At 53.9% G+C, this 24101-nt stretch carries 27 protein-coding genes and 1 pseudogene; 13 read left to right on the forward strand and 15 right to left on the reverse strand.

All coding sequences use genetic code 11. The features are described 5' to 3' along the window. Positions 1–284, reverse strand: a 284-nt coding sequence (locus ACWIZX_RS13180; protein WP_448336100.1) for a hypothetical protein, incomplete at its 3' end; no start/stop codon positions are given. Between the two features lie 322 nt (positions 285–606). On the opposite strand from ACWIZX_RS13180, the gene ACWIZX_RS13185 reads away from it, so the two are divergent. The 3 genes from ACWIZX_RS13185 (at position 607) to ACWIZX_RS13195 (ending at position 2527) form a co-directional block, all read left to right on the forward strand. After that, positions 607–1536 (forward strand): hypothetical protein, encoded by a 930-nt coding sequence (locus ACWIZX_RS13185; protein ID WP_448336101.1) that lies wholly within the window; start codon positions 607–609, stop codon positions 1534–1536. A gap of 89 nt (positions 1537–1625) precedes the next feature. Continuing rightward, the gene (lepB, locus tag ACWIZX_RS13190; RefSeq protein ID WP_448336102.1) at positions 1626–2222 is read left to right on the forward strand and encodes a signal peptidase I; all 597 of its coding nucleotides are present in this window, start codon (positions 1626–1628) and stop codon (positions 2220–2222) included. Next, complete coding sequence (locus ACWIZX_RS13195; RefSeq protein ID WP_448336103.1) at positions 2219–2527, forward strand: YgiT-type zinc finger protein; 309 nt, start codon at positions 2219–2221, stop codon at positions 2525–2527. The genes lepB and ACWIZX_RS13195 overlap by 4 nt, the downstream gene beginning before the upstream one ends. A gap of 57 nt (positions 2528–2584) precedes the next feature. Here ACWIZX_RS13195 and ACWIZX_RS13200 read toward each other — a convergent pair whose 3' ends face one another. From ACWIZX_RS13200 to trmD, 3 genes are all read right to left on the reverse strand, one after another. Continuing rightward, the gene (locus ACWIZX_RS13200) at positions 2585–3631 is read right to left on the reverse strand and encodes a BMP family lipoprotein (protein WP_448336104.1); all 1047 of its coding nucleotides are present in this window, start codon (positions 3629–3631) and stop codon (positions 2585–2587) included. Positions 3632–3779: 148 nt separating this feature from the next. Further along, positions 3780–5039: an SLC45 family MFS transporter gene (locus ACWIZX_RS13205; protein ID WP_322793180.1), complete on the reverse strand. Its 1260-nt coding sequence runs from the start codon at positions 5037–5039 to the stop codon at positions 3780–3782. A 35-nt stretch (positions 5040–5074) separates the two neighbouring features. Further along, positions 5075–5827, reverse strand: coding sequence for a tRNA (guanosine(37)-N1)-methyltransferase TrmD (gene trmD, locus ACWIZX_RS13210; protein ID WP_322793179.1), 753 nt, complete (start codon positions 5825–5827; stop codon positions 5075–5077). A gap of 147 nt (positions 5828–5974) precedes the next feature. Here trmD and ACWIZX_RS13215 point away from each other — a divergent pair, with 147 nt between their 5' ends. The 6 genes from ACWIZX_RS13215 to ACWIZX_RS13240 all read left to right on the forward strand — a co-directional run bounded on the left by ACWIZX_RS13215 (position 5975) and on the right by ACWIZX_RS13240 (position 12523). Further along, on the forward strand, positions 5975–7198 hold the full coding sequence (locus ACWIZX_RS13215; RefSeq protein ID WP_448336105.1) for a tetratricopeptide repeat protein: 1224 nt from the start codon (positions 5975–5977) through the stop codon (positions 7196–7198). Between the two features lie 19 nt (positions 7199–7217). After that, entirely contained in the window at positions 7218–8594 is a 1377-nt protein-coding gene (locus tag ACWIZX_RS13220) for a tetratricopeptide repeat protein (protein WP_322792647.1), read from the forward strand. A 153-nt stretch (positions 8595–8747) separates the two neighbouring features. Further along, complete coding sequence (groES, locus tag ACWIZX_RS13225) at positions 8748–9047, forward strand: co-chaperone GroES (RefSeq protein ID WP_322792648.1); 300 nt, start codon at positions 8748–8750, stop codon at positions 9045–9047. A gap of 36 nt (positions 9048–9083) precedes the next feature. After that, positions 9084–10715 (forward strand): chaperonin GroEL, encoded by a 1632-nt coding sequence (gene groL, locus ACWIZX_RS13230; RefSeq protein ID WP_448336106.1) that lies wholly within the window; start codon positions 9084–9086, stop codon positions 10713–10715. Positions 10716–10843: 128 nt separating this feature from the next. Then, the gene (locus ACWIZX_RS13235) at positions 10844–11743 is read left to right on the forward strand and encodes a peptidylprolyl isomerase (RefSeq protein WP_322793068.1); all 900 of its coding nucleotides are present in this window, start codon (positions 10844–10846) and stop codon (positions 11741–11743) included. A gap of 42 nt (positions 11744–11785) precedes the next feature. Further along, the gene (locus ACWIZX_RS13240; RefSeq protein ID WP_322793069.1) at positions 11786–12523 is read left to right on the forward strand and encodes a hypothetical protein; all 738 of its coding nucleotides are present in this window, start codon (positions 11786–11788) and stop codon (positions 12521–12523) included. Positions 12524–12538: 15 nt separating this feature from the next. Here ACWIZX_RS13240 and ACWIZX_RS13245 read toward each other — a convergent pair whose 3' ends face one another. From ACWIZX_RS13245 to ACWIZX_RS13285, 9 genes and pseudogenes are all read right to left on the reverse strand, one after another. Continuing rightward, positions 12539–13756, reverse strand: a complete 1218-nt coding sequence (locus ACWIZX_RS13245) for a DUF711 family protein (protein ID WP_448336107.1) — start codon at positions 13754–13756, stop codon at positions 12539–12541. Then, entirely contained in the window at positions 13753–14535 is a 783-nt protein-coding gene (locus ACWIZX_RS13250) for a TrmH family RNA methyltransferase (protein WP_448336108.1), read from the reverse strand. The genes ACWIZX_RS13245 and ACWIZX_RS13250 overlap by 4 nt, the downstream gene beginning before the upstream one ends. Continuing rightward, positions 14535–15113, reverse strand: a complete 579-nt coding sequence (locus ACWIZX_RS13255; protein WP_448336109.1) for a macro domain-containing protein — start codon at positions 15111–15113, stop codon at positions 14535–14537. Before ACWIZX_RS13255 ends, ACWIZX_RS13250 begins: the two co-directional genes overlap by 1 nt. 99 nt (positions 15114–15212) lie before the next feature. After that, positions 15213–15560, reverse strand: a complete 348-nt coding sequence (gene rplT, locus ACWIZX_RS13260; RefSeq protein WP_448336110.1) for a 50S ribosomal protein L20 — start codon at positions 15558–15560, stop codon at positions 15213–15215. 92 nt (positions 15561–15652) lie between these two features. Continuing rightward, a complete protein-coding gene (locus ACWIZX_RS13265; protein ID WP_322792194.1) occupies positions 15653–15889 on the reverse strand; it encodes a large ribosomal subunit protein bL35 in 237 nt (78 codons plus the stop codon). 109 nt (positions 15890–15998) lie between these two features. Further along, positions 15999–16598, reverse strand: a complete 600-nt coding sequence (gene infC / locus ACWIZX_RS13270; protein ID WP_448336137.1) for a translation initiation factor IF-3 — start codon at positions 16596–16598, stop codon at positions 15999–16001. Positions 16599–16689: 91 nt separating this feature from the next. Then, a complete protein-coding gene (dtd, locus tag ACWIZX_RS13275) occupies positions 16690–17127 on the reverse strand; it encodes a D-aminoacyl-tRNA deacylase (protein ID WP_322792195.1) in 438 nt (145 codons plus the stop codon). Then, the gene (trpS, locus tag ACWIZX_RS13280; RefSeq protein WP_448336111.1) at positions 17127–18113 is read right to left on the reverse strand and encodes a tryptophan--tRNA ligase; all 987 of its coding nucleotides are present in this window, start codon (positions 18111–18113) and stop codon (positions 17127–17129) included. Before trpS ends, dtd begins: the two co-directional genes overlap by 1 nt. 4 nt (positions 18114–18117) lie before the next feature. Beyond that, positions 18118–18318, reverse strand: a pseudogene (locus tag ACWIZX_RS13285) (Rdx family protein); the annotation flags it as partial. Positions 18319–18420: 102 nt separating this feature from the next. Here ACWIZX_RS13285 and ACWIZX_RS13290 point away from each other — a divergent pair. Beyond that, positions 18421–19059: a sugar transferase gene (locus tag ACWIZX_RS13290; RefSeq protein ID WP_448336112.1), complete on the forward strand. Its 639-nt coding sequence runs from the start codon at positions 18421–18423 to the stop codon at positions 19057–19059. On the opposite strand, the gene ACWIZX_RS13295 is transcribed toward ACWIZX_RS13290, so the two are convergent. After that, entirely contained in the window at positions 19038–20051 is a 1014-nt protein-coding gene (locus tag ACWIZX_RS13295; RefSeq protein WP_448336113.1) for a hypothetical protein, read from the reverse strand. The genes ACWIZX_RS13290 and ACWIZX_RS13295 overlap by 22 nt on opposite strands. Before the next feature lie 78 nt (positions 20052–20129). Between ACWIZX_RS13295 and ACWIZX_RS13300 the strand changes: the two genes are divergently transcribed. The 3 genes from ACWIZX_RS13300 (at position 20130) to ACWIZX_RS13310 (ending at position 23325) form a co-directional block, all read left to right on the forward strand. After that, positions 20130–20600 (forward strand): HAD family hydrolase, encoded by a 471-nt coding sequence (locus ACWIZX_RS13300; RefSeq protein WP_322792199.1) that lies wholly within the window; start codon positions 20130–20132, stop codon positions 20598–20600. Further along, positions 20597–21799 carry an SH3 domain-containing protein gene (locus ACWIZX_RS13305; RefSeq protein ID WP_448336114.1) on the forward strand — a complete coding sequence of 401 codons (1203 nt, stop codon included), beginning with the start codon at positions 20597–20599 and terminating at the stop codon, positions 21797–21799. The genes ACWIZX_RS13300 and ACWIZX_RS13305 overlap by 4 nt, the downstream gene beginning before the upstream one ends. A gap of 65 nt (positions 21800–21864) precedes the next feature. Beyond that, positions 21865–23325: a phosphoglucomutase/phosphomannomutase family protein gene (locus tag ACWIZX_RS13310; RefSeq protein WP_448336115.1), complete on the forward strand. Its 1461-nt coding sequence runs from the start codon at positions 21865–21867 to the stop codon at positions 23323–23325. A gap of 134 nt (positions 23326–23459) precedes the next feature. Here ACWIZX_RS13310 and ACWIZX_RS13315 read toward each other — a convergent pair whose 3' ends face one another. Continuing rightward, positions 23460–24095 (reverse strand): LPXTG cell wall anchor domain-containing protein, encoded by a 636-nt coding sequence (locus ACWIZX_RS13315; protein ID WP_448336116.1) that lies wholly within the window; start codon positions 24093–24095, stop codon positions 23460–23462. Positions 24096–24101: the final 6 nt, after the last annotated feature.

Genomic DNA, 24101 nt, shown 5'->3' on the forward strand with positions numbered 1-24101 from the left:
GCGGCGGCTACTTCCTCATTCAGGCTGCGAATCAGGTTCATGCCGTTCAACAACACAAATGCCAGCCCAAGCACCGCGGCAATTTCAACAAACAACAACAAACGATCCAGCCAGCGGTTTTGTCTGGGGCGGGGGGCAGCCTGTTCAAAATCGGTTTCCAACTCGGTGAGCGGTTGGGTGGTTTGGAATGCAGAAATACTCGGCTGTGGTTCAACCTTCACCACTCTGCCGGTGCGGCGAAAGCGCTCCAGCCGTTGTTCGCGTTCGGCTCGTCGCTTTTCCACCAGGATTTGCCTCAATTCCTCAACAGTGAGGTCTTCAACAGATCGTCTGCGGCGCAATACGCTTGTTCCTTTCCAGTCCTCAAAATTATACCCGATTTTGGCGAAGCGGCGCTTTCAAAAAACGAACCGTTTATGGTAAGATAACGTGGGTTTGGGATAAGCGCAAAACCCAACCAGCAGCGAAATGAACCCCCTCCCACCTCCCCCAATATCGCTTCAGCGATATTGGGGGAGGCGTAGGAGGGGGCCAAAAATGCGAAATTGGATGCTGATAGGATTTATCCCGAGATGTCGGTAGGATAGCCTTTATTCGGAAGGATGGATGGAAAACATGTCCGCTGCGCGCAGGTGCATTTTCATTCTGATTTTATTGGCTTTACTGGCAGCGCCTTCTGCTCAGGCTCAGAGCAGCACCCCTCTCGAAAGTCTGGTGATTCAGATTCTGCCGGAGTTTGACCGGCCGGATGTGCTGGTCATTTACCGGCTCACTCTGGCAGCCAGTGTCAGCCTGCCGGCGCAGATCAGTTTACGCATTCCGCGTGCGGCAGGCGCGCCTTACAATGTCGCCTGGGAGGACGTGGATGGTTTGCTCTATAACCTTGCCTATACTACCGAGGTGCGCGGCGAATGGCTGCAGATTACCTTCACCACCCCCTCGGCGAACTTACAGGTGGAATACTATGATCCCCGTTTGGAGCGTGAACAAACCCTGAGGAAGTTTACTTACGAATGGAATGGGGACTTCAAGGTGGAAAATCTGGTGGTTTCGGTTCAACAACCGGCCAACGCAGAAAATATGCAAGCCTATCCGGGTTTTGACGCCGGTCAGCGGTTGAGCGATGGTTTTATCTATTTCACCAACCCGGTGGGAAAAGTCGAGGCGGGAGTCACTTTCAAAGTCAATTTGCGTTATGAAAAAGCGGATGACTCGCTTTCGGTGGGGATGCTGCCGGTGCAGCCTGCCCAGCCGTTGGATGAAAATACGCCCGGTCGAACTGCGGCATCGGCCCTGCTGCCGGTCTTTCTGCTGGTGATCGGCGGGGTGCTGCTGGTTGTGATGGTTTCATGGTTCTTGATTCGGCGGGATCGGGAGGGCAGCTCGCCTGCCCGTCGTTACCGCCACAAGCGTCCGGCAGCTGCCAGAATTGCTGAAGAAGTCAGTCCTGTGGTGTATTGCCATCAATGTGGTCGGCGGGCTGAAGCCGGTGATTTGTTTTGCCGCACCTGTGGCGTTAGATTGCGTAAGGAATAATCCTTGCACCTTTTGACTGGCGGGCATATAATCACCCCAGAAATGAATCAAGAGTATTCTGGAAAGATTAATGGTGTGGAGTAAGTTTCGTGCAATTTTCATCCCCTGAAATGGAAAATTTGACCCCTCCCGAAGCGGGCGAAAAAAGAAGCGGCTCGTGGCTGAAATCGGTTGGCGAAATCTTCCAGACCCTGCTGCTGGCGTTTGTGTTGTATTTTGCCATTGATGCGGTGGTTGCGCGGGTGCGGGTGGAAAACATCAGCATGCAGCCGACGCTCAAGCCGGGTGAATTTGTGCTGGTACATAAACTTGCTTACCGTTTTGGGGATATTCAGCGCGGCGATATTGTGGTTTTCCATTACAGCCCGCAGGAAGATTACATTAAGCGGGTCATCGGTTTACCCGGTGACAGCATAGAAATTGCAGATGGACTGGTAAAGGTGAATGGTTACGCCCTCAAAGAGCCTTATATCAATGCGCCCCCCATGTACAATGGTTCGTGGCAGGTGCCGGAAGGTAAAGTTTTTGTGTTGGGCGATAATCGCAATCAGTCATCCGATTCGCACACGTGGGGATTTGTTCCGGTTGAAAATATCGTTGGCAAGGCATTCGTGGTATACTGGCCTTTGGAAGAGATGAAGGTGCTGACGACTCAGATTACGGTGATTGCGAAAAATCAACCATGAAGTTTGACCGCAAGAAGATGCTCCCCTCTGAATTTTTTATCCCCTGCAGTGAATGTCAGGCAGGTCAGATGCACCGTACGCGGGTGGTCTATTACACCTGGTTGGGGGAGGATTTAATTACGGTGCCGGATTTTCCGGCCTGGGTGTGTGATGTATGCGGCAGGCGGGAATATGATCTGAATGCGCTCAATCAATTATCCCTGATCCTCAGTCCCAACGCCGGCAAGACAACCGTGCGCCAGCGGCGGATTAGCCCGAAGACCACTCCGCGGCCGAAAAGCAGGCGCGCAAGCCGCGCGGAATAAAAAAACGGGGCTGGCTTTGAAAAGCCAGCCCCTCGCTATTATCCGTCGAAACAAGAATTAAGGGGTTGTTTTGACCTTGCCGGCGATGATGTCGGCCTTGACCTGTTCGAGTTCGGCTTTCAGGTCATCGGAGATGCGGCCGGGCAGGAATTCAGGAATACCCACACCGTCGTTCTCCAGCGTACCGACATACAGCCCACCTTTGAAGGTTCCGTCAACCACTGCTTTGCTGGCAGCAAACACGGCTTTGTCCATCTTCTTCAGCACGGAGGTGAAGATGACATCAGTGAACTGCGAGGCACTGACCGTCCAGTCGGTATCTACACCGATGATCCAGGCATTGCCGCGTTCCTGTACGGCGGCGGCGGTGCCCAAACCTACCGGACCGGCAACCGGCATGATGATGTCGGCGCCCTCGTCCATCAGGGTTTGACCCAGCTGGCGGCCGTCATCGGTGCTTTCGAAGTTACCAGTGAAGAGACCGGTTTGCGCGACCTCATCCCATCCAAGAACTTGCACATTGGTGCCGTGTTTTTCATTGTAGTATTTGACACCCAGCGCAAAACCGTCCATGAAAACGGTTACCGGCGGGATCTGAATACCACCAAAGGTACCGACTTTACCGGTCTTGGTGGCGCCAGCAGCAGCGTAACCCGCCAGGAAGGCGGCCTGATCGGTGGCGAAGACCAGCCCAAGCACATTCGGGATTTCCGGATCGTAGGCGAAGTCCACAATGGCGAATTTCTGGTCGGGGTTGGCCTTGGCGGCTGCAGCGGTGGCATCACCCAGCAGGAAGCCGACTGTGACGATCAGGTTGCAGCCATCTTCAATGAAGGCGTTGATGTTCTTTTCGTAGTCGGTTTGCTGCTGAGATTCAAGATATTTTCCTTCAGCGCCTAATTCTTTCATGGCGTCTTCGACACCCTTCCATGCGGTGGCGTTGAAGGATTTGTCATCAATACCGCCCGTGTCGGTAACCTGGCAGACCTTGATCTTCGGGGCAGCCGGTTCCTGCGGCGCGGGTGTTGCGGCTTGCTGGCAGGCGCTAAGCGCCATGCTGGCAATGATCAACACTGCTACAACAAGGTAGAGCTTTTTGAACATGCGTTTTTCTCCTCCATAAAAAATAGGATTGGAATTTGGGGACGACTCGGTTGCAGCTTACGGGTTTCACAAAACCCCCCGCAACTTGCTTCAAGTATACAACGCTTTGGAGAAGATGACAAGTTGATACTTGACACCTCTTTTTGAGTCAGGTGGAACGAGTTTTAGCTTCGCCACGCCGTACACCCAGCATCATGATCAGTGCCAGCAGCATGAACATGGGGCCGAACAGCATGACCAGCGCGTAGTTCGAACCGCTCAACTGGATGATGATGCCGTTGAGGTTGGGCCCAAAAATGGCAGCCATGGTGGAAAACAGGTAGTACAGACCGGTGTAGGTGCCAATGTGCAGGTCATCGGTCATGTCAACGACCATGGGCAGCGAGTTGATATTGATCAACGCCCATGAAATGCCCGCCAGCATCAGGATGGTGCCGACCACCGGAACATTGCCCAGCACCGGGAGGCGGGTAAGCGAAATGGTGAGGACATTTGCGGGGACGAGGAACATGGCCAGCATACAGGAAGCCAGCAGCACAATACCGGTCATAATCGTGCGCCGCCGCCCGATTCGTCCGCCGATCAAACCGGCCGGTAAGGCCATGATCACAAAGAACAGCGAAAGCTGACCCAAAAGACGGGCGCCGTCTGATTCGGAAAGGCCTAGATGATTGACCGAATAGAGCGTAAAGAAGGCTTCAATGGCGTTGTACGCCACAAACCAGAAGAAGATCGCCAGTAGAATGCGCAAGGGAGATTTTTCTTCCTCGCGGATAACTTTGCGCAGGCTGACCAGTAAACTGGGCTCGGTTTTATCGGTGACTTCGTAGTCTTTTGGCTCACGGATGAAGATAAACACCATCAGCGAAGCGAGGATGACCAGGGCTGATCCCAACCAGAACGGGTAAGCCGGGTTCATCTCGTACAGGTTTGCCCCAAACAAAAAGGCAATGATGGCCCCCACGCCGCCCATGAAATTGATAATCCCGTTCGCTTGCGAGCGGTACTGTGAGGGGGTGATATCCGGCATGAGCGCAACCACGGGTGTACGCCAGAGCGCCATGCTGAGCAGCAGTGTGCTGGTGCAGGCAACAAAGAGCGGCAGAAAGGTCTGCAAGGGGATTAATCCGAAGGCAACTGCCCCGATGGGTGCGCCGACCAGAATAAAAGGCATGCGCCGGCCAATCGGGGTTCGCAGGCGGTCTGACCAGGCCCCAATGGGGGGCTGAATCAGCAAGGCGGCGATGTTATCCAGCGTCATGAAGAATCCGATCAGCGCGGGTGCCAGATTGAACCGGTTTGCCAGAAAAATCGGGACGTAGGCGTTGTACACACTCCAGATGACGCTGACGCCAAAAAAACCAAATCCCAGCAGAAAGGTCTTGCCGAAACTGAAACGGGGAGTCATGAAAGCACCTCTTGAATGAAAAATGGGTTTGCAATTCAGGAAGAAGTTGGGGTGTCGTTTTCTGGTTTTATCAGGGATGCCAGAAAACGGCGGTCACTGTCGGAGAGTTCGGTTTTTTCTAACAGGTCAGGGCGGCGTTTCCAGGTGCGCAACAGGGCTTGCTGGCGCCGCCAGCGGGCAATCTCGGCGTGATTGCCGGAAAGCAGTACTTCGGGAACGCGCCAGCCGCGAAATTCGGCTGGACGGGTATAGTGTGGATATTCCAGCAAACCGCTGGCAAAGGAATCATCCTGCGCGCCGTCAGGGTCGCCCAGCACGCCGGGAATCAGGCGGGTGATTGAGTCGATCAGAATCAGGGCAGGCAGTTCACCGCCGGTCAGCACATAATCACCAATCGAAATTTCATCCGTAACCAGATGTTCACGCACGCGCTCATCTATTCCCTCATAGCGGCCGCACAACAGAGCCAGATGAGGATAACGCGCCAGTTCGGCAGCCACCTGCTGGGTATAAGTTCGACCCTGTGGCGTGAGTAGAATAACCGGACAGGAAGGCGGGCTGCCCAGCACGCTTTCCACGGCAGTGAATATCGGTTCGGGTTTCATCACCATACCGCCGCCGCCCCCAAAGGGTGCGTCATCGGTGATGTGGTGTTTGTCGGTTGTGAAAGAACGGATGTCATGGAGGTGAACTTCCAGCAGGCCGTTTTGAATGGCGCGCTGGAGAATGCTGATTTCGAGGTAGGGCTGAATAACGGACGGAAAAAGACTGAAAACATCAAAACGCATGCCCTCATTTTAGCCGTTGGCGAAAAAGTAGGCAAGCAAAAATGGTAAAGATTAACCCAGCCTTAAAGGTTGAACCCCAGCGCTTGACGGTTTTTTAAACCTGATGGTAATATCCTTTATATGTATTTACGAGGTAGCCGATTAAGGATGAACCGCCGCCGGCGGACTTCCAACCCGCTGACCATCATCATTTTATTGTTACTGATTGGCGGAGGAATTTATATCAATCAGGTGGTGGTACCGCAAACGCCGCCGTTGTTTGTGCCTACGCCCACCCCTACCCGTTCGCCGGAATCGTATCTGGCTGAGGCGGAACAATTTATGCGCGAGGGCAAGTTCAAACAAGCTATTCAGGTTTACCAGACGGCTTTGCTGGTCAACCCGGATAATCCGGCCATTTATCTGGCAATTGCCCGGCTGCAGGTGTATACCAACCAGTACAAGGCAGCCGTGGATAACGCCGGCAATGCACTGGTGATCAACCCGAATAATGCTGCGGCGCTGGCGTTGCGCGGATATGCGCAGGGGTTGAGCGGTAATTACCTGGATGCTGAGTCATCCCTCAATCAGGCCATTGAAGTGGACCCGAACAATGCCGTGCCGTATGCTTATCTTGCCGAGGTACTGGCGTTGAAATCCCAATCTTCCGCCGGGGATCCGGATGCCCTGAACCGTGCCATTGAACTTTCACGCAAGGCTCAATCCATGGCGCCCAATGCGCTGGAAACTCACCGGGCGCGCGGGCTGGTGCTGGAATTTACCACCAATTACGAAGAAGCTGTCGCAGAATTTGAAGCCGCAATTGCCCAGAACCCGTATATTGCCGATTTATATATTTACCTGGGCAGAAATTACCGTGCTTTGGGGGACTACCCGAAAGCCATTCGCGCCTTCACCAGTGCCAGCACGCTCAATCCTACCGACCCCCTGCCGTTAACTTATCTTTCGCGGACCTATTTCATTCAAGGTGAGTTTGCCAGTGCCATTCAATATGCGGAAAAGGCCATCGAAAACAACCCCACCGATCCTTATCTTTATGGCAATCTGGGCGTGATGCATTACCGACGCGGTGATTATCCGCGTGCCATTCAGGCCCTTCGTCTGGCAGTGCAGGGAGGCACAACCGAAGATGGAAAAGTGGTTGAGGGGTTGCCGCTTTCTTACTGGCCGGTTTCTGAATATTATTATATTTACGGCCTGGCGCTGGCTCGTCAGGCTCAGTGTGGCGAGGCGCTGCTGATTGCCCGGGCAGTAATGGAAACCGTTGCTATTGAGCAGATTTCGGTTGCCAATGCGCAGGAAATCATCAACATCTGCCAGCAAGTCGCTGAAGGCGGCCTGCCGACCCCCAGCCCAACGCCCAAACCTTAAGGGTGGGATGGGATGAACCATGATTGACCTGAACAACAACCGCCCGATTTTCAGAAACCGAAACGGACACAACAATCCCTATCGGATTGTGGTTTTGCTGGCATTGCTGATGGCTGGTTTATTCATTTTACGGGGTTACCAGAGTGGACAGGTGGAAGCGCTGTTTCTTCCTACCCCCACACCAACCCGCATCCCGCGTTCTTATGCGCTGGAAGGGGAAACCCAGTTCATCGCTGGCAATTTGCCGGGCGCAATTGCCGCTTACCAACGCGCAATGGAACTGGATCCCAGCGATGCGCGCTTGATTGCAGAACTGGCACGCATTCAAACCTATTATTCCAGTTTGTCCACCACCGACGCCATTCGCATTGAACGGTTGCAAGCTGCTCGGGAGAACATTGACAAAGCCACTGAACTGGCCCCGGAAGACTCTTTTGTGCTGGCGATTCGTGCCTTTGTTTATGACTGGAACTCAATTTACGCAGGAGAAAATGCTCAACGTTACCTCAATGAAGCCGAGCAGGCGGTTATTCGCGCGCTGCAGTTTGACAGCAATAACGCTCTTGCCCATGCCTATTATGCTGAGATTTTGATTGATCAACAAAAGTATGTTCAGGCAGATGAGAGTATGCGTCAGGCGCTGGAGCGCGGCCCGGATTTAATGGATGTTCACCGCGTAAGCGGATATGTACAGGAATCGCTGGGCGACTATCGAGCAGCCATTGAGGAATATCTGAAAGCCGCTGAAATTACACCCAACTTTACACCGCTTTACATTCGGATTGGAGCGAACTACCGCACATTGGGTTTGAAACGTGCTGAGGTGGTTGGCAGTGATCATCCAGAAGTCAAAGCGCTGTACGAAGAAGCGCTCACCTATTATGCCAAAGCGGTAGCCATCAACAAACAAATCGGTGTTCAGGATCCCATTCCGTACCTGGCAATTGGACGCACTTATTCTCAAATGGGGGAATTCTTTGCCGCCTCTTTGAATGTACGCACCGCATTGAGTATGCTGCCAGCGGATGCGGATATTTATGGTCAACTGGGGTTAGTTTATTTCCGGGCGCGCAATTATGAAAGCGCCATACCGGCTTTGCAGTGCGCCGTGCGCGGTTGTGACGCAGCCATCTCCTGTGAAGTGCGTCAGTGCAATCCCGATGTGGATCCCCCCATTGAAATTCAGGGGTTGGAATTGACGGGCGCTTCGTTGATTTATTACTATACCTATGGCTCGGTGCTGGCAGGTATGCACCGTCCCGGCCTGGAATATTGCCAGGAGGCGGTCAAGGTGCTGGCAGAGGTGCGCGCCCGGTATGGGGATGACCCAACCATCCGCGCCATCATTGATCCCAGCGAGCGCATCTGTGCTTCTTATGGAATTCAGGCGCCATAAACCGCTAAAAAATATCAGAATTTTGTAAGAGATTCTCTAAACCCCTTGACTTTCCCCTCAAAGGTGGGTATGATACGCACTGGTTTAGCACTCAGGATGAGAGAGTGCTAAAGTGCTCAGAATCCAATCGAATTTCAGTAGTGGGAGGTTTGTATGAGTATCAATCTAAAACCGTTAGGCAGCCGTGTCGTGGTTGAACCGATTGAACAGGAAGAAGTCACCGCTGGTGGTATCGTTCTTCCCGAAACGGCAAAAGAAAAACCCCAAAAGGGTGTCATTCTTTCGGTTGGCCCCGGTGACCGGGACGAAGACGGCAAACGCATTCCGATGGATGTGAAAGAGGGTGATACCGTCTTGTTTGCCAAATATGCAGGCACCGAAATCAAAGTAGAGGGCAAGAAATTGCTCATCCTGCGCGAGAGCGATTTACTCGCCATTGTTGAAACCAAGTAATTTTCAAAATCATCCTATAAGCGAAGGAGAACACCTATGGCAGCCAAACAACTGGTATTTTCGGAAGAGGCTCGCCGTCGTCTTAAGAACGGCATTGATATCGTTGCTACTGCAGTGGCAACCACCCTGGGCCCCAAAGGCCGCAATGTGGCACTGGACCGCAAATTTGGTTCACCCACCATTACCCATGACGGTGTGACCGTTGCGAAAGAAATTGAGCTGGAAGATCCGTTCGAGAACATGGGTGCTCAGCTGCTCAAAGAAGCGGCCACCAAAACCAATGACATTGCCGGTGACGGCACCACAACTTCTACCGTACTGGCGCACGCCATCGTTACGGAAGGTTTGAAAACCCTGGCCGCTGGCGCCAACCCAATGCTGCTCAAACGCGGTATTGAAGCTGCTGCCAAACTGGTTTCGGAAGAAATCCGCAAACAGGCGATTGACATCACCACCAAAGACGACATTGCCAACGTTGCCACCATTTCCGCCCAGGACCGCACCATTGGTAACCTGATTGCCGAGGTGATGGATAAAGTCGGCAAAGATGGCGTGATCACCGTAGAAGAATCCAAAGGTCTGGAATTCGAAACCGAGTACGTCGAAGGTATGCAGTTCGACCGCGGTTATATCTCCCCCTACTTCATTACCGATCCCGAACACATGGAAGCGGTCATTCAGGATCCTTACATCCTGATCCATGACAAGAAAATCTCCGCTGCACAGGATATTGTCCCCATTCTCGAAAAGCTGGTGCAGGTTGGCAAGCGCGATCTGGTCATCATTGCCGAGGATGTGGATGGCGAAGCTCTGGCAACCCTGGTGCTGAACAAACTGCGCGGTATGCTGAATGTGCTGGCGGTCAAAGCCCCCGGTTTTGGTGATCGCCGCAAAGCCATGCTGCAGGATATTGCCATTCTGACCGGTGCCAGTGTCATTTCCGAAGAAACCGGCCGCAAGCTGGAAACCACGACCATTGCCGATCTCGGCCGCGCCGAGAAAGTGGTGGCTGATAAAGACAACACCACCATTGTTGGCGGCAAGGGCAACGAGGCCGAAATCCGCGGGCGCATCGAGCAAATTCGCGTGGAAATTGAGAAAACCACCAGCGATTACGACCGCGAAAAACTGCAAGAACGTCTGGCGAAACTCGCCGGTGGCGTGGCGATTATCCGCGTGGGCGCTGCCACCGAAACCGAATTGAAAGAGAAGAAACACCGTGTTGAGGATGCTCTCTCGGCGACCCGTGCCGCAGTGGAAGAGGGGATTGTCCCCGGCGGTGGTGTTGCCCTGCTGAATGCCATTCCGGTGTTGGATACCCTCAAGATGGAATATGAGGACGAGCAAATTGGCGTCAACATCGTCCGCAAAGCGCTGGAAGTACCCATGCGCAAGATCGTTGAAAACGCCGGCAAAGAAGGCTCGGTAGTCATTGAGAACGTGCGGCAGGCTCAGAAGCGCGAAAACGATCCCAAGATTGGCTATGATGTGCTGCGCGATGAGTACCTGAACATGGTCAAGGGCGGTGTGATTGATCCTGCCAAAGTCACCCGCGGTGCGCTGGAAAATGCTGCCTCGATTGCAGCCATGATCCTGACCACCGAAGCCCTGATCACGGAGGTTCCTGAAAAGGAAAAACCGGCCGCTCCGCCGATGCCTGAATACTAAACCATTCGCCTTTCCAGTTCTGAAAGGTTACACCTCCCGCAGACCTCTGCGGGAGGTGCTTTATGGATATATCGGTTATAATTTTTTTTATGTTCAGATCAAAATGGGCTTATTGGAAAAATTGTTTCGTGCTGGGAGTTTTGGTTTTGGCGCTGCTGGCAGGCTGTAATAATGGGGGTGAACCGGTTTTAACCAGCAGTCCTGTGCCGTCGGATCAAACACCCCAACCACCTGCCCGGCCCACGCATATCCCCACGGTGACGGCCACACCCGAACCGCTTGCATTGATTGTCAATGGTGAAGGAATACCCCGGCGTGAATTTGAAGCTTCGCTGCTTCAACTACAACAGGCCGATCAAGAATTGGGTATCCAGCGCAGTGAGGAGGAGCGCATCCGGCTTGTGGTAAATGATTTGATTGAGCAGACCCTGCTGGCGCAGGCGGCCCGTGCGAGTGGTTTTGCGGTGGATGATGCCCAGTTAGAGAACCGCATTCAGCAACTGATTGCCGAAACAGGGGATCAACAGGTTTTTCAAGATTGGATGAACCAGAATGGGTATGAGGACTTAATGGTGTTTCGATTTGCGCTGCGCCGCGCAATGGAAGCCGCCCGGCAGCGCGATCAGCTGGCAGCCAGTCTGCCTGCACAGGTGGAGCAGGTCAAAGCCCGCCAGATTGTGGTGCGCCTTCGTTCGACTGCCGATTCGCTCTACCGGCAGTTACAGGCTGGCGCAGATTTTGCAACCCTTGCCTTTCAGTACGACCCGCTCACCGGCGGGGATTTGGGCTGGTTTCCGCGTGGTTTTCTGACCATCCCGGCGGTCGAAGAAGCAGCCTTCAGTTTGCAGCCGGGCGAGTACAGCAATGTGATTGAGTCCACTTTGGGTTATCATATCATTCAGGTGGAAGAACGAGATGAAAGTTATCCCTTGAGCAGTGAAGCCCGTTTGACACTGCAGGAAAAATTGATACAGGAATGGCTCAACCAGCAGCGGGCTGCGGCGCAAATTGAAATACTCTACCCGTGAGCTGTCACAATTTACCGTCCCGAGCCCCTAAGGAGGTAGTGCGTGAACAAACGAGAACCCCGAAAATCAAACCGAGACTTGCCATGGAATCTGGCAACCGTGTTTGTGCTGGCCATGATTCCCCTGACAGCCTCTTTTTTCTTGATGATTTTTCTCAATCCGCAATCTTCACTGAACCCATTCCCGCCGCCGACTTTGCCGGCTTTGGCGCAGGCGCCGACGGCGACCTCAACCCTGCTGGCGTTACCCCCTACCTGGACGCCAACTCCTTCACCTACCCCCGACTACTCGCCCACTCCACCACCAAGCCCAACCCCTACCGAGCCGATCATCGTCATCATTGGCACGCCGATTGAAAGTCTGGAGACACCCGAACCGACTGAAACCAATGCGCCCGGTGGGTTTACCTTTATGCGTCAGAGCGACCCGCAGGCGATTTCGATCAATCTGTACGATGCCAGCCGTGGCTGCGGCTGGATGGGCGTGGCCGGACGCGTGGTGGACGAACAGAACCGCCCGGTTACCGGTATTCGAGTTTGGCTGCGCGGTACGCTGGATGGCAAGCGGGTGGATATGACCAGCTTGACCGGTACGGCTGCCCAGTATGGTCCTTCGGGTTATGAATTTACCATCGCAAATCAGCCGATTGCCTCACGCGGCTTGCTTTCGGTGCGCTTGCTGGATCAGGCTAACTTACCTCTTTCAGAACGGGTTGTTTTCGATACCTTTGCCGATTGTGATAAAAACCTGATTTTGATTGACTTCAAGAAAGTACGTTGATTCAAAATGGGTCGTTCAGCGCGGCTGAACATCCATTATCTGGCTGGCTGCCAGCAGGCCGTTCAATTCACCGGAATCGAGTGCCATCACGCTGCCACTGCTGAAGAATTCGAAGTCAAAAGTGAGCGGGTCACCCGCCTGCTTGCCCGGCATGGGCATCAGCCGGGCGGTGAGGGGTTTGTTCAAACGCAGCGACAGGGCTGCCAGATCCAGCAGCAAGGCAAAGATGGTTTCCTGAGAACAGTTGCCCGGCAATGGCAGCGTATCCAAACCGGTGCCGCACACGGTGGAATAGAGTAGCAAGTCCTTGATGGTGAGGTGACCTTGCGCACTGCGCAAAGCAAGGCGGGAATCTTCCAAAACCGGCAGCATCAAGCCATTGAAGCCTGCTCGTTTCCACCTGCCCCGACCCAGTGTATCTGCAAGGAAGGCAGCCGCCGCCAGCGACCCAAACCCGCCAAGGGGGACAATGCCCAATTGCTCCAAAGCCGCCCCGGCAGAACACCAGTCCTGTGGGTAAGGGGCAGTCGAAAAGTCGTAGCCGTAAAATTGTATTCCGAAGCGTTCCTGTAGGGGGGTGAGAATTTCACCGATGCGGGCGGCAACCGCTTCCAGTTCATTGATCAAATTCTGGCGGGCTGTAGAAAGCGTTTGCGCCTCCTGAAAAATGCGTAAAATGGTATCGGCACATTCGAAACCAAGCGCATAAGCCGGCGGCTGGCCGGGGGTGTGGTAGGCTGCCGGTAAAAAGGGACAACCCGGTGGGACGTTGGCAAGCGCAGCGAAGCGCAAATTGGCAAAACCATTTGCTTCGAGAGGGGCGTTATCCAGGATGACTTGAGCGCAATGGCGCGCGGCCTGGAAATCTACCTGCTGGTGTGGGGTGGTCAGCAAACCGGTCAAAAATACCCTTTGTGTAGCCGCAAGAAGTGGTGAAATCCATTCGAAGGCTTCTGGATGGGATGGAAGGGCACAACCCAGCGAGAGGTAAGCGAAGCCGGCAGTTTCAGCCTGATCCTCCCATTCTTTTACAAGAGGGATTGCCTCGGCTAAACTTTTATAACCCAGCCACAAGGGAAAGGGGGTGGTTGCCAGCCGGAGAGTTTGCAGGGTAAAACCGATTTGCTGCAAGCGGCCGGCTGCTTCAGCAGCAAAGGCTGCGAGGTTTGTCAGTGATTCTGAAAAGGGAGCTTGCTGTGGATCAAGAAAGCAGGTGAGTGTGCGGATTTTCATGTGTACCTCTGACGGACAACTTCAAACAGCAAAATACCTGCCGCTACGGCTGCGTTCAGCGATTCGATTTGACCGGGCATGGGAATGATGATGTGTTGGTCGGCAGCCTGACGGGCGGCAGGCGATATTCCCTCGGCTTCGCTGCCGATCACCAGCGCCAACGGCTGGCGCAGGTCAACCTGCCAGCAAGGGCTGCCGCTTTCCACATCGCTGACCAGCAATCGGGCAGGCTGCTTCGCTCGCTGACGGCATAGCAGGATGATTTCCTCCCAATTTTTGTGCAGAATGGCCAGTTTAAAATGAGCACCCATTGCAGCGCGCACAACCTTGGGCGAGTAAACATCGGCACATTGAGGGGTGAGGATCACCCCATCGGCAGCGGCGGCTGCACCAGTGCGCAGCAGTGTCCCTAGATTTCCGGGATCGCGCAGCCCGTCGGCAACCACCAGAAAGTCCCAATTTGCCGGGAGGTCGCGCGGCTGCTGGCGGGCAATTGCCAGAATACCCTGCGGATTCTCGGTATCCGAGATGCGTTTGAACAGATCGGCTGATACTTCCTCCACCGGTATGGTAGCGGCAAGTTCGGCAGCCAGTTGTACCGTGCGGGGAGAAGGCTGGCTGCTGATCAGCACAAGGTCAAGGTTTACTCCGCTCAGGTGGGCTTCTTGAATCAGGCGCGCACCTTCGATCACAAAGGCTTGCTCTTCTTCGCGGCTGGAGCGGCGTTGTAAAAGCGCACGCACCCGCTGGATTTTGGGGTTATGGATGCTGGTGATCATCAATGCAGGGACGGATTGCTGAATTCTTCATCCCAGATGCGGATAAATTCTTCCAGGGTTTCCTGATCCAGGAGAGTCAGGCGTACCAGACCCAACTGGGATTGTGGATTTTGTAAAAAGTATTCCTCAATGGCGCGCAAAATTATTCGGGCGGCACGGTCTTTGGGAAAGCGAAAAATGCCGGTTGAGATTGCCGGGAGGGCAATTGAATGAACGCCCAGACTTTCCGCCACCCGCAAACTGGAAAAAACAGCCGTTGCCAATCGTTCATCAGCATTCTGGACGCCCCACACCGGTCCCACAGCATGAATCACGTACTTGCAAGGCAAATTTCCGGCAGTGGTATAGGCGGGAGCAGCATGAGTAACCGGTCCGTGCTGATGCACCCAGCGGTCGCTTTCTTCCTGAATGGTCCAACCGCCCCTGCGCACTATTGCGCCAGCCACGCCGCCGCCATGTTGGAGAAATTCGTTGGCGGCATTGACAATTGCGTCCACTTCTTGAAGCGTAATATCACCCTGAGCCAATTCAAGGCACTGTCGGTTAGAAAATGTGTGAGTGCGTTTGACCACAGTCATTTTCTCCTCCTCTTGGACAAGTATACCGCATAAAAAAACGGGATGGAAATGTTCCATCCCGTCCGGGTATGCGTTGTGCAGAACCGTTGGAGTCGGTAATCAGGACGCCTGAGCCTGTGCTACCACTGCGGCAAACGCCTGCGGATCACGAACAGCCAGGTCTGCCAGCATCTTACGGTTGAGGTTGATGTTGGCTTTACGCAGGGCGTAAATCAACCGGCTGTAAGAAACGCCGTTCAGGCGGGCAGCGGCATTAATGCGGGTGATCCACAACTTGCGCAGATCCCGCTTGCGGGTGCGCCGATCGCGATAGGCGTACCACATGCTTTTGAGCATGGCTTCATTGGCCCGGCGGAAGAGAAAATGTTTCGTGCCGCGCTGGCCTTTGGTAAATTTCAAAACTTTCTTATGTCGTTGATGACCTTGCGGTCCACCTTTTACACGCATTGCTTACTCCTTTGCGAACCCCTGGGCGCCGGTGAGTTCACCTGTTGCAAACACCCAACAGCCGCACTAAAAAAAGAATGAACGAACCGGCCTTAATCCTTCTTGTCGAGATAAGGCGCCAAACGACGAACCCGTTTAATGATGTTTTCCCCTTCAACAGGGAGCATCTCGGTGAAGAGGGCTTTTGTGCGCTTGGAGGTGCGGCGGCGCAGGTGGCTTTTGCCGCCTTTGGTGCGCACAAGCACGCCCGACCCGGTCAGGCGAAACCGTTTTGAGGTTGCCTTGTGGGTCTTGAGTTTGATTTTTCCTGCTTTTGCTTTGCGAGGCACGGTGACTCTCCTCTCGTAAAAATAGTATAACGGTCTGCTTCCGCGACCGCTCATTATACCAGATTTTTGGATTCAAACAAGACGCCGGGCTTGAAAAAAAGGGCAGAAGTTACTCTTCGCTGGCTAATTTTTCGGTGGATTCGACGGCTTTTTTCTTTCCACCTTTGACCGGTGCAAGAACCATGGTCATGGTTTTTCCTTCCAGGGAAGGCATTTGTTCAACGGTGGAAATATCAGCCAGTTCTTGGGCAATTTCCTTTAGATCTTCCAGCGCCAGTTCGGGGTAAGTAATTTCCCGTCCGCGGAAACGAACGGTAACCCGCACTTTCATTCCATCCTGCAGCCAGCGGCGGGCATCACGGGTCTTGAAACCGCGGTGGTGTTCGTTGGTTTTGGGGCGAAGGCGAATCTCCTTGACTTCGATTTTCGTCTGAGATTTGCGGGCTTCGCGTTCTTTTTTGGTACGTTCATAAAGGAATTTGCCAAAATCCATGATCCGGCAGACGGGCGGGGTTGCCCCCGGCGCGACCTCTACCAGATCCAATTCCGCTTCCCGCGCGGCACGCAGGGCCTTTTCGATTGGCAGAACCCCCAGATTTTCGCCATTAGGGCCAATGACGCGTACTTCTGGCACCCGAATGGATTCGTTTACCCGATAATTTGTTGTGCTAATGGGCTTGCTCCTTTCTTTTCCTTTGGTTAAGTTTATTTAGACAAAACCGTCCGCTTTTCTTTCATGCAGCCGGTTCGTAAATGGATATTACCACATATCCGGACGGCGCGTCAACAATTTTTACGCACTATTTTTCCAGCCAGATGGTAACCGGCCCATCGTTTTCAATTTCAACCAGCATGTGGGCACCAAACTCACCGCACTGGACGGGAACACCGAGATCGCGCATAAAATTGGCAAACTGGTCAACCAGAGGGGCAGCCACTTCGGGGGGGGCCGATTCGGTGAAGGAGGGTCGGTTACCCTTGCGGGCATCGGCATACAGGGTGAATTGTGAAACAACCAGGGCTTCCCCGCCAATCTCCAGCAGGGAAAGATTCATCTTGCCGTATTCATCTTCAAAGATGCGCAGCTGGGCAATTTTGCGCGCCAGCGCCTGAGCAGTATCAGCGGTATCCGCCGGTCCAATGCCGACCAGAATGACCAGCCCTTTGCCGATTTCGGCAATCCGCCGGTCATTCACGCTGACCGCTCCACGTCTGACGCGTTGAATGACCGCACGCATCAGGGTAACCCAATTGCCTGCCGCACTTCCACCATGGTTGCTTCGGCAATCTGACCGGCACGTTTGGCGCCATCTTTCAGCACGTCCCAAACGTAATCCGGATTTTTGGAGATTTCTTCACGGCGCTGGCGGAAGGGCAGCAGGTGATTGTTCAGGTTTTCAGCAAACAGTTTCTTGCAGTCCACGCAGCCAATTCCTGCCCGGCGGCACTCGGTGTTGACCATTTCCACCTGTTCCGGGCTGGAGAAGATTTTGTGCATACTGAATACATTGCAGACATCCGGGTTTCCGGGGTCGCTGCGGCGGATGCGCTGGGGGTCGGTGACCATTTGCATGACACGCTGGCGGGTTTCCTCCGGCGTGGCGGCCAGTTCAATGTGGTTGTTCAGGCTTTTGCTCATCTTTTGCTGACCGTCAATGCCGATGACTTTGGGCACCTGAGTTACTTTCATTTGAGGTTCGATCAGTACCTGTGTATTGTAGCGATGGTTGAACGAGCGTACTGTTTCGCGGGCAAATTCCAGGTGGGGTGCCTGGTCCACGCCAACCGGCACCACATCCGCTTTGTAAAGCACGATATCAGCGGTCATCAATACCGGGTAGCCCACCAGACCATAATTGACGTTGTGAGGCTGTTCACGGGCTTTTTCTTTGAAGGTGGGTAAATCGGTTAGTTTGCCCAGCGGCGTAACCATCGAAAGGTAGGTATGCAGCTCCATTACCTGCGGCACATGGGACTGGACGAAGACAATCGATTCCTCCGGGCGGATACCCACTGCCAGCCAGTCCAGGGCCATTTCATAGGTGTTTTGGCGCAGGTCGAGGGTGGTTTCCAGCGTGGTCAGGGCATGCACATCCACAATGCAATAAATGCAATCGTAATCTTCCTGAAGGGCAACATAATTCAGCATGGCGCCGAGATAATTGCCTAAGTGCTGCCGCCCGGTAGGGCGTGCACCGGAGAAAACTCTTCCTTTTTTTGCCATAAACTTAACCGCCTTCCTTGATGAAAGATAAGAGCAAATTTTGAACTTCGCCGGGTTCGGCATGACGATGGGTTTGCAGTTTGGAGTAGATCAACTTTCCGTTGACGGTTACTTCAAAGCAGCCTCCATCGGAGGGAATCAGGGTCATTCGTTCGATACGTGCTTCATGTTGTTTGAGCAGACTTACCATCAAACTGATGGCTCTTTCGGTGTAACGTCAGACTGCACAATATTCAATAGTAATCTCCAGTTTCATTGCTTGGCTCCCGCTTTGGAATTGGCTGAATTATAATTCATCTGGCGTTGTATGAAGAGTATACCACTGCAAAAACGGCTATTCGATTTGGTGATCACCCTGCTGGGAATGGTCATTGCTTTGCCGCTCATGGGTATCATTGCTCTGGTCATCTACCTCAAAGAAGGCAGCCCGGTTTTGTTCAAACAGCCGCGCCCCGGTCTGGGGGGCAAAATTTTCACCCTCTACAAGTTCCGCACCATGCGTAATGCCGTGGACAGGCACGGCAACCTGCTGCCGGATGCCGAACGGCTGACACGACTGGGTAAATTTTTACGTTCCACCAGCTTGGATGAATTGCCGGAGCTGTTCAACGTCCTGCGCGGTGAAATGAGTCTGGTTGGGCCGCGTCCGTTGCTGGTGGAATATCTACCCCGTTACACCCCGGAACAAGCCCGCCGCCATGAGGTTCTGCCGGGAATCACCGGATGGGCGCAAATCAACGGGCGCAATGCGCTGACGTGGGAAGAAAAGTTTCGGCTGGATGTTTGGTATGTGGACCACTGGTCTTTAGGGCTGGATGTGAAAATTCTTGCTCTGACTTTGTGGAAAGTGCTGCGCCGGGAGGGCATCAACGCCCCCGGGTCGGAAACGGCAGAGCCGTTCATGGGCAGTCCAGAAAAATCCAGTCAGGGAACGCTAAGGGGGTAAATCCAGCCTTCTTCCAGTTCCCGCAAGGTTTTCCGCACCAGTTCCAATTTTCCTTCGGTCAGGCGCTCCGGATTGACCTCGCTAATCTGCGTGCCGGCCTGCCAGAGGGTGCCTTCGTCGCCGTTTCGCCAGTTTTGCCATGCCTTTTCCAGCGCGGTTAGCCAATCCGCTTGCAGCGTGGCAATCCACTGATTGCGGTACTCCTCCGGAGCAGGCAGGAGGGACAAAATGGCAATATTCTGGCGGGTAATCTGATCGAGCAGAACCGGCTGCATGAGAGCGGGGTCGGAAAGGTAGATGGTTTCCAAACGGTTTTGCTGGAGCGCATCAAACGCGCCAACCCAGCCTTGCGGGTCTGAATTTGGGGAAAAAGTTGTCGTCTGAGGGAACAACACAATTGGAGCGAAAACCGGGGCGCACCGGCCGCACAGATAACGGCCTCCGTTCTTAAAAGCATCCTCCATCTGGTTTACAAGCGGATCATCCTGACGAAACATCGCTCCGGAGCGAAAGTCGGGAGCAACGAGTGTGGTAATGAAACCGGCGATGAACGCCTGATTCGCCATAGAGGAACGGATTACACTGACATTCGGGGAGGCCGGGGTAGAATCATCGTTAAGGATGATCAGCCTGAGATTGGGAAAGCGCAAACCCCACTCGGTGGTCTGCGAATCGGCTGTGGATAAGACGACCAGTTGCAGATTCTCCGGTGGAGTGTTCAGATCAGGCGGCGTTCGTACCTCAAGGGTGAGATTATCTGCGGCGGCTTTTTGTTCCAGCCAGGGTTGGATACTGGCGGCGGTCATTTCTCCGCCGGGGGGGATAACCAGCCAGACCAGGCCGGGCAAAGGGGTGGTAGGTGACGGCTGGACAGGGGCGGGCTGGTTTTCGCCATTGGAATAACTGGTTGGTTGGGATGTTGGAACACTGGTCGGATTGGTGGTACAGGCGCTGAGTAATCCAACCATCAATAGCACAGAAGCGATTAACATTTTTCGGAAAGACAGGAGGGAGGACATGGGCTAATTTTACCCGGAAATGCTTTTTTAAGTCTGTATTATAATTGTCTTATGATTGAGATAAACATTCCCGGCCGCGGCGAATTAAGGCTCAACCATCTGGTTTGTGATGTGAATGGCACACTGGCCTTGGATGGCAGGCTGATAGACGGGGTTGGACGCAGCCTCTCGATTTTAAAAGACCGCCTGACGATTCATCTGATCACCGCCGATACCCACGGCAGGCAGGAATTGATTGACCGCCAGTTGAATTTGACCGCCCACCGCCTTAAAGCCGGCAACCAGGCTGAACAGAAGGCTGAATTTGTCCGCTCGCTGGGCGCTGCTCAGGTGATCGCGATTGGGCAGGGCGCTAATGATGCGGCAATGCTGGCGGAAGCGGCGTTGGGAATTTGTGTGTTTTCACGCGAAGGGGTCTCCACCGCCGCCTTGCAGGCGGCCGATATTGTTGTGCCGGATATTTTGAGTGCGCTGGAATTGCTGGAAAAACCGCTTCGACTGATTGCTACCTTACGTCAATGAGTATTCCAAGCAGTGAACCTTTGCTCCCTGAGGATGAAAATCGTCTGCCGCCTGCCCGGCGGCGGCGCGTCCGGCGTTCGCTGCTGCCAGCAGGAGGTGATGAGCGCTCAGCCTTTTTGGAGCAGATTGCGCATCAGGTTACCCCCGGCTACGAATTTTTTCTTTTCACTTTTCTGGCAGGTGTGATTCTGGGTGTCGCAATTTTACTGGATTCGCCTGCTTTTTATTTACTGGCTGTGTTGTTTGCACCATTTTTAGGCCCCGTTTTGGGGCTTTCGCTGGCGGTGGTAGTCGGCTCGGGCCGATTTTTCCTCAAAGCATTGGGCAGTCTGGTCATTGCCTGTATGCTCATTTTTGGTTTGTGCCTGCTGGCTGGCGGTATTGGCAAAGCGTTTTTACCGGGCAGCACCCTCACGCTTCCGGTCAACTTTTCCCTGTTTTCTATCCCCAATTTCATCGTTCTGGCAATTGGGGTTGGGCTTGCCAACTACATGCTGGTGCGTTCCCCCCGTCAAAAGCCGCTGGTTGCCAGCGTAGCCATTGCCTACGAGTTATTGCTGCCGCTGGGGGTGGCAGGCTTTTCGTTGAGCTATGGTCTGCCCGGCTCCTGGGTGGATGGACTCATCGTGTTTGTTGTTCATCTGGCATGGTCAGCGCTGGTCGGTTCAATGGTTTTGTTTGTGATGGGATTAAAACCCGCCAATGTATTTGGGTATACGCTGGGGTCGTCCATCATTCTCATCAGCCTGATTGCGGTGGTACTGATCACCGGATTAATGACGAGCCAGCCCATCGTGGTGGCTACTTTGCCTACTCCAACCCATACGCTTACCTGGACTTCAACGGCGCCAGCCCAACCTCCCGCCACACCAACCCTTACCCCATCTCCCCCGCCGCCAACACAGTCACCCACTGCGACCATTCAACCGACCTTTACGCCTACTGTGACGGTAACTCCCCAACCGACCCCGGTTTGGGCGCGGGTATTTGCCCCTCAGAGTGATGGCGCCATTGTGCGCGAAGAACCGGATGGAAAAGCACTCACTTCCTTGTTAAATGGCAGTCTTGTTCAGGTGATTTCCGACCCGGTTAAAGGGAACGGGAATACGCTTTGGGTGCAGGTGAGGACTGAAAACGGATTGGTGGGTTGGATGGTGCAGGCGCTCCTTGCAACTGCCACCCCTGCACCGGGATGGTAAATGGAATAAAAACAGGTAAAATGCAGGGCGAATAACCCTGATATATTTTCACACAGGAGATTGGTATGACAATTCACTTTGGCACGGATGGATGGCGTGCAGTTATCTCGGATACTTTCACTTTCAACAACTTGCGGCTGGTTACTCAGGCAATTGCCGATGCTGTGGCAACCGATGGCTGGCTGAACGGCGCGGGGAATGGACTCAGCCCGGATGCGCGGGTGATGGTGGTGGGATTTGATACCCGCTTTTTATCGGACCGCTATGCCGCAGAAGCCGCGCGCGTGCTGGCTGCCAATGGTTTCACGGTACATCTGGCACAAGCGGATGCACCCACGCCGGCAATTTCGTATGCGGTTCGCCACTTGAATGCCATCGGCGGCATTATGATTACCGCCTCGCACAATGCGCCCCGTTATAACGGAGTCAAGCTCAAAGCAGCCTTTGGCGGTTCGGCATCCCCTGAACAATGCCGCAAGGTGGAAGTTTACCTTAACGATAACGAAGCTCAGGCGCGCGGTCCAAACCTGATGGAGTTTGAGCAGGCGCGCCAGTTGAAACTCATTCAACGCTTCAATCCAATTCCAGCCTATACCGAACACCTGCGCCGGTTGATTGATTTTGACCTGATTGCAGAAAACCCTCAGCGGATTGTAGTGGACTCGATGTACGGTTCCGGGCGGGGTGTAATTCGTTCGATTTTGCAAGGAACGGGCTGCGAAGTTTTTGAGATCCGTGGCGAAATGAATCCCGGTTTTGGCGGAGTCCATCCCGAACCGATCAGCCGTTATTTGGGGGCACTGGCGGGGGCAATTGCTACCGGCGCCGGTAGTTTTGGCCTGGCGACGGATGGTGATGCGGATCGGATTGGTGCCATGGATGAACGCGGAAATTTTGTGGACCCGCACAAAATTATGGCGCTGGCTTTGCGTTATCTGGTCAAGAAACGCGGCTGGCAGGGTTCGGTGGTTCGCACTGTATCCACAACGCGGATGATTGACCGGCTTGCCCGCAAGTATGAATTACCTCTGCACGAAACCCCGGTTGGTTTCAATCACATTGCCGATTACATGCTCAAAGAAGAGGTGCTGATCGGCGGTGAGGAATCCGGCGGAATTTCCTTTAAAGGGCATATCCCTGAGGGAGATGGCATCTTAATGGGGTTGTTGATCGTTGAAATGGTCGCCGATTCCGGCGGGAGCCTGGTTGATCTGGTAGATGATTTACTGGCAGAGGTTGGACCGGCTTTTTATGAACGGCGCGACCTGCGTCTGAAGCATCCGGTGGCCAAAGATAAGATGACAGCCCGCTTGCAAAATGAAGCCCCGGCTCAAATTGGCGGAGAAAAAATCATTGAGATCAGCACCCGCGATGGGGTTAAGTACATTTTGTCCGATGATTCGTGGTTGTTGATCCGCCCCTCCGGCACTGAACCCGTTTTGAGGGTGTACGCAGAGGGGCGTTCAATGGATATGGTCAAAGAGCTGTTAAGGTATGGAGAGGAAGTTGCGGCCAGCGTTGCCTGAAAATGCAACCTGTCGCTAGAGTTAAAACAACAATCCCCGACGGGTTTCGCCGGGGATTGGCTTTTTTTGAGGAGCAAGTGCACCCGCGTGTCGGTTGACAGCCGGCTATCTACAAAGTTTCAAACCACTGACGACTAACCGCTGGTGGAAAGCCGCAACCGCCGGACAACCAGCACCACGAAGATCAGCGCCAGAGCCACCCCAAACATGCCGGGCAAACCGACCTCATCCATGAAACCGGTATTGGGTAAGGCTGTCGAAGTGGGGACAAGTGTGCCGGGACCGGGTGTGGGTGGAACGGTTGGACTGCCCTGAGCCACTGCGGTAAGAAAGGCAGCGACCGTAGCCGTACGGGCAGCCGAGTCACCTTCCGCAAGGACACCAGAGGTAGCCGTCGGTTGGGGTGTGCTGGTGGCAATCACCACCACTACCGTGGGTGTCCAGGTCGGCGGCATGACGGCTTTTTCGGTCATGCGGCGGATTTCCTGTACGTAGATATCGGTAGCCTGCTGGGCAATTGCCGTATTTTGGGCGTTGATTTGGGCGGCCTGCTGGGTGTATTCACCGGCGCGGTTGCGGTTGACGATCACGAAAATGATGATTACCACCACCGCCAGCACGAATACGCTGGCAATCACGCCGACCACAAGCCAGAAGGTCTTGTTGCTTTTTGGTTCGCCCTCTTCTTCTTCAAGCGGCTGTTCTTCCTGAAAGTCAGGTTTGAACTCTTCAAATGGGTTTTCTTCAGGACTGTTATTGTCTATGTTCATGGGTGC

The sequence above is a fragment of the Bellilinea sp. genome (assembly GCF_053501535.1).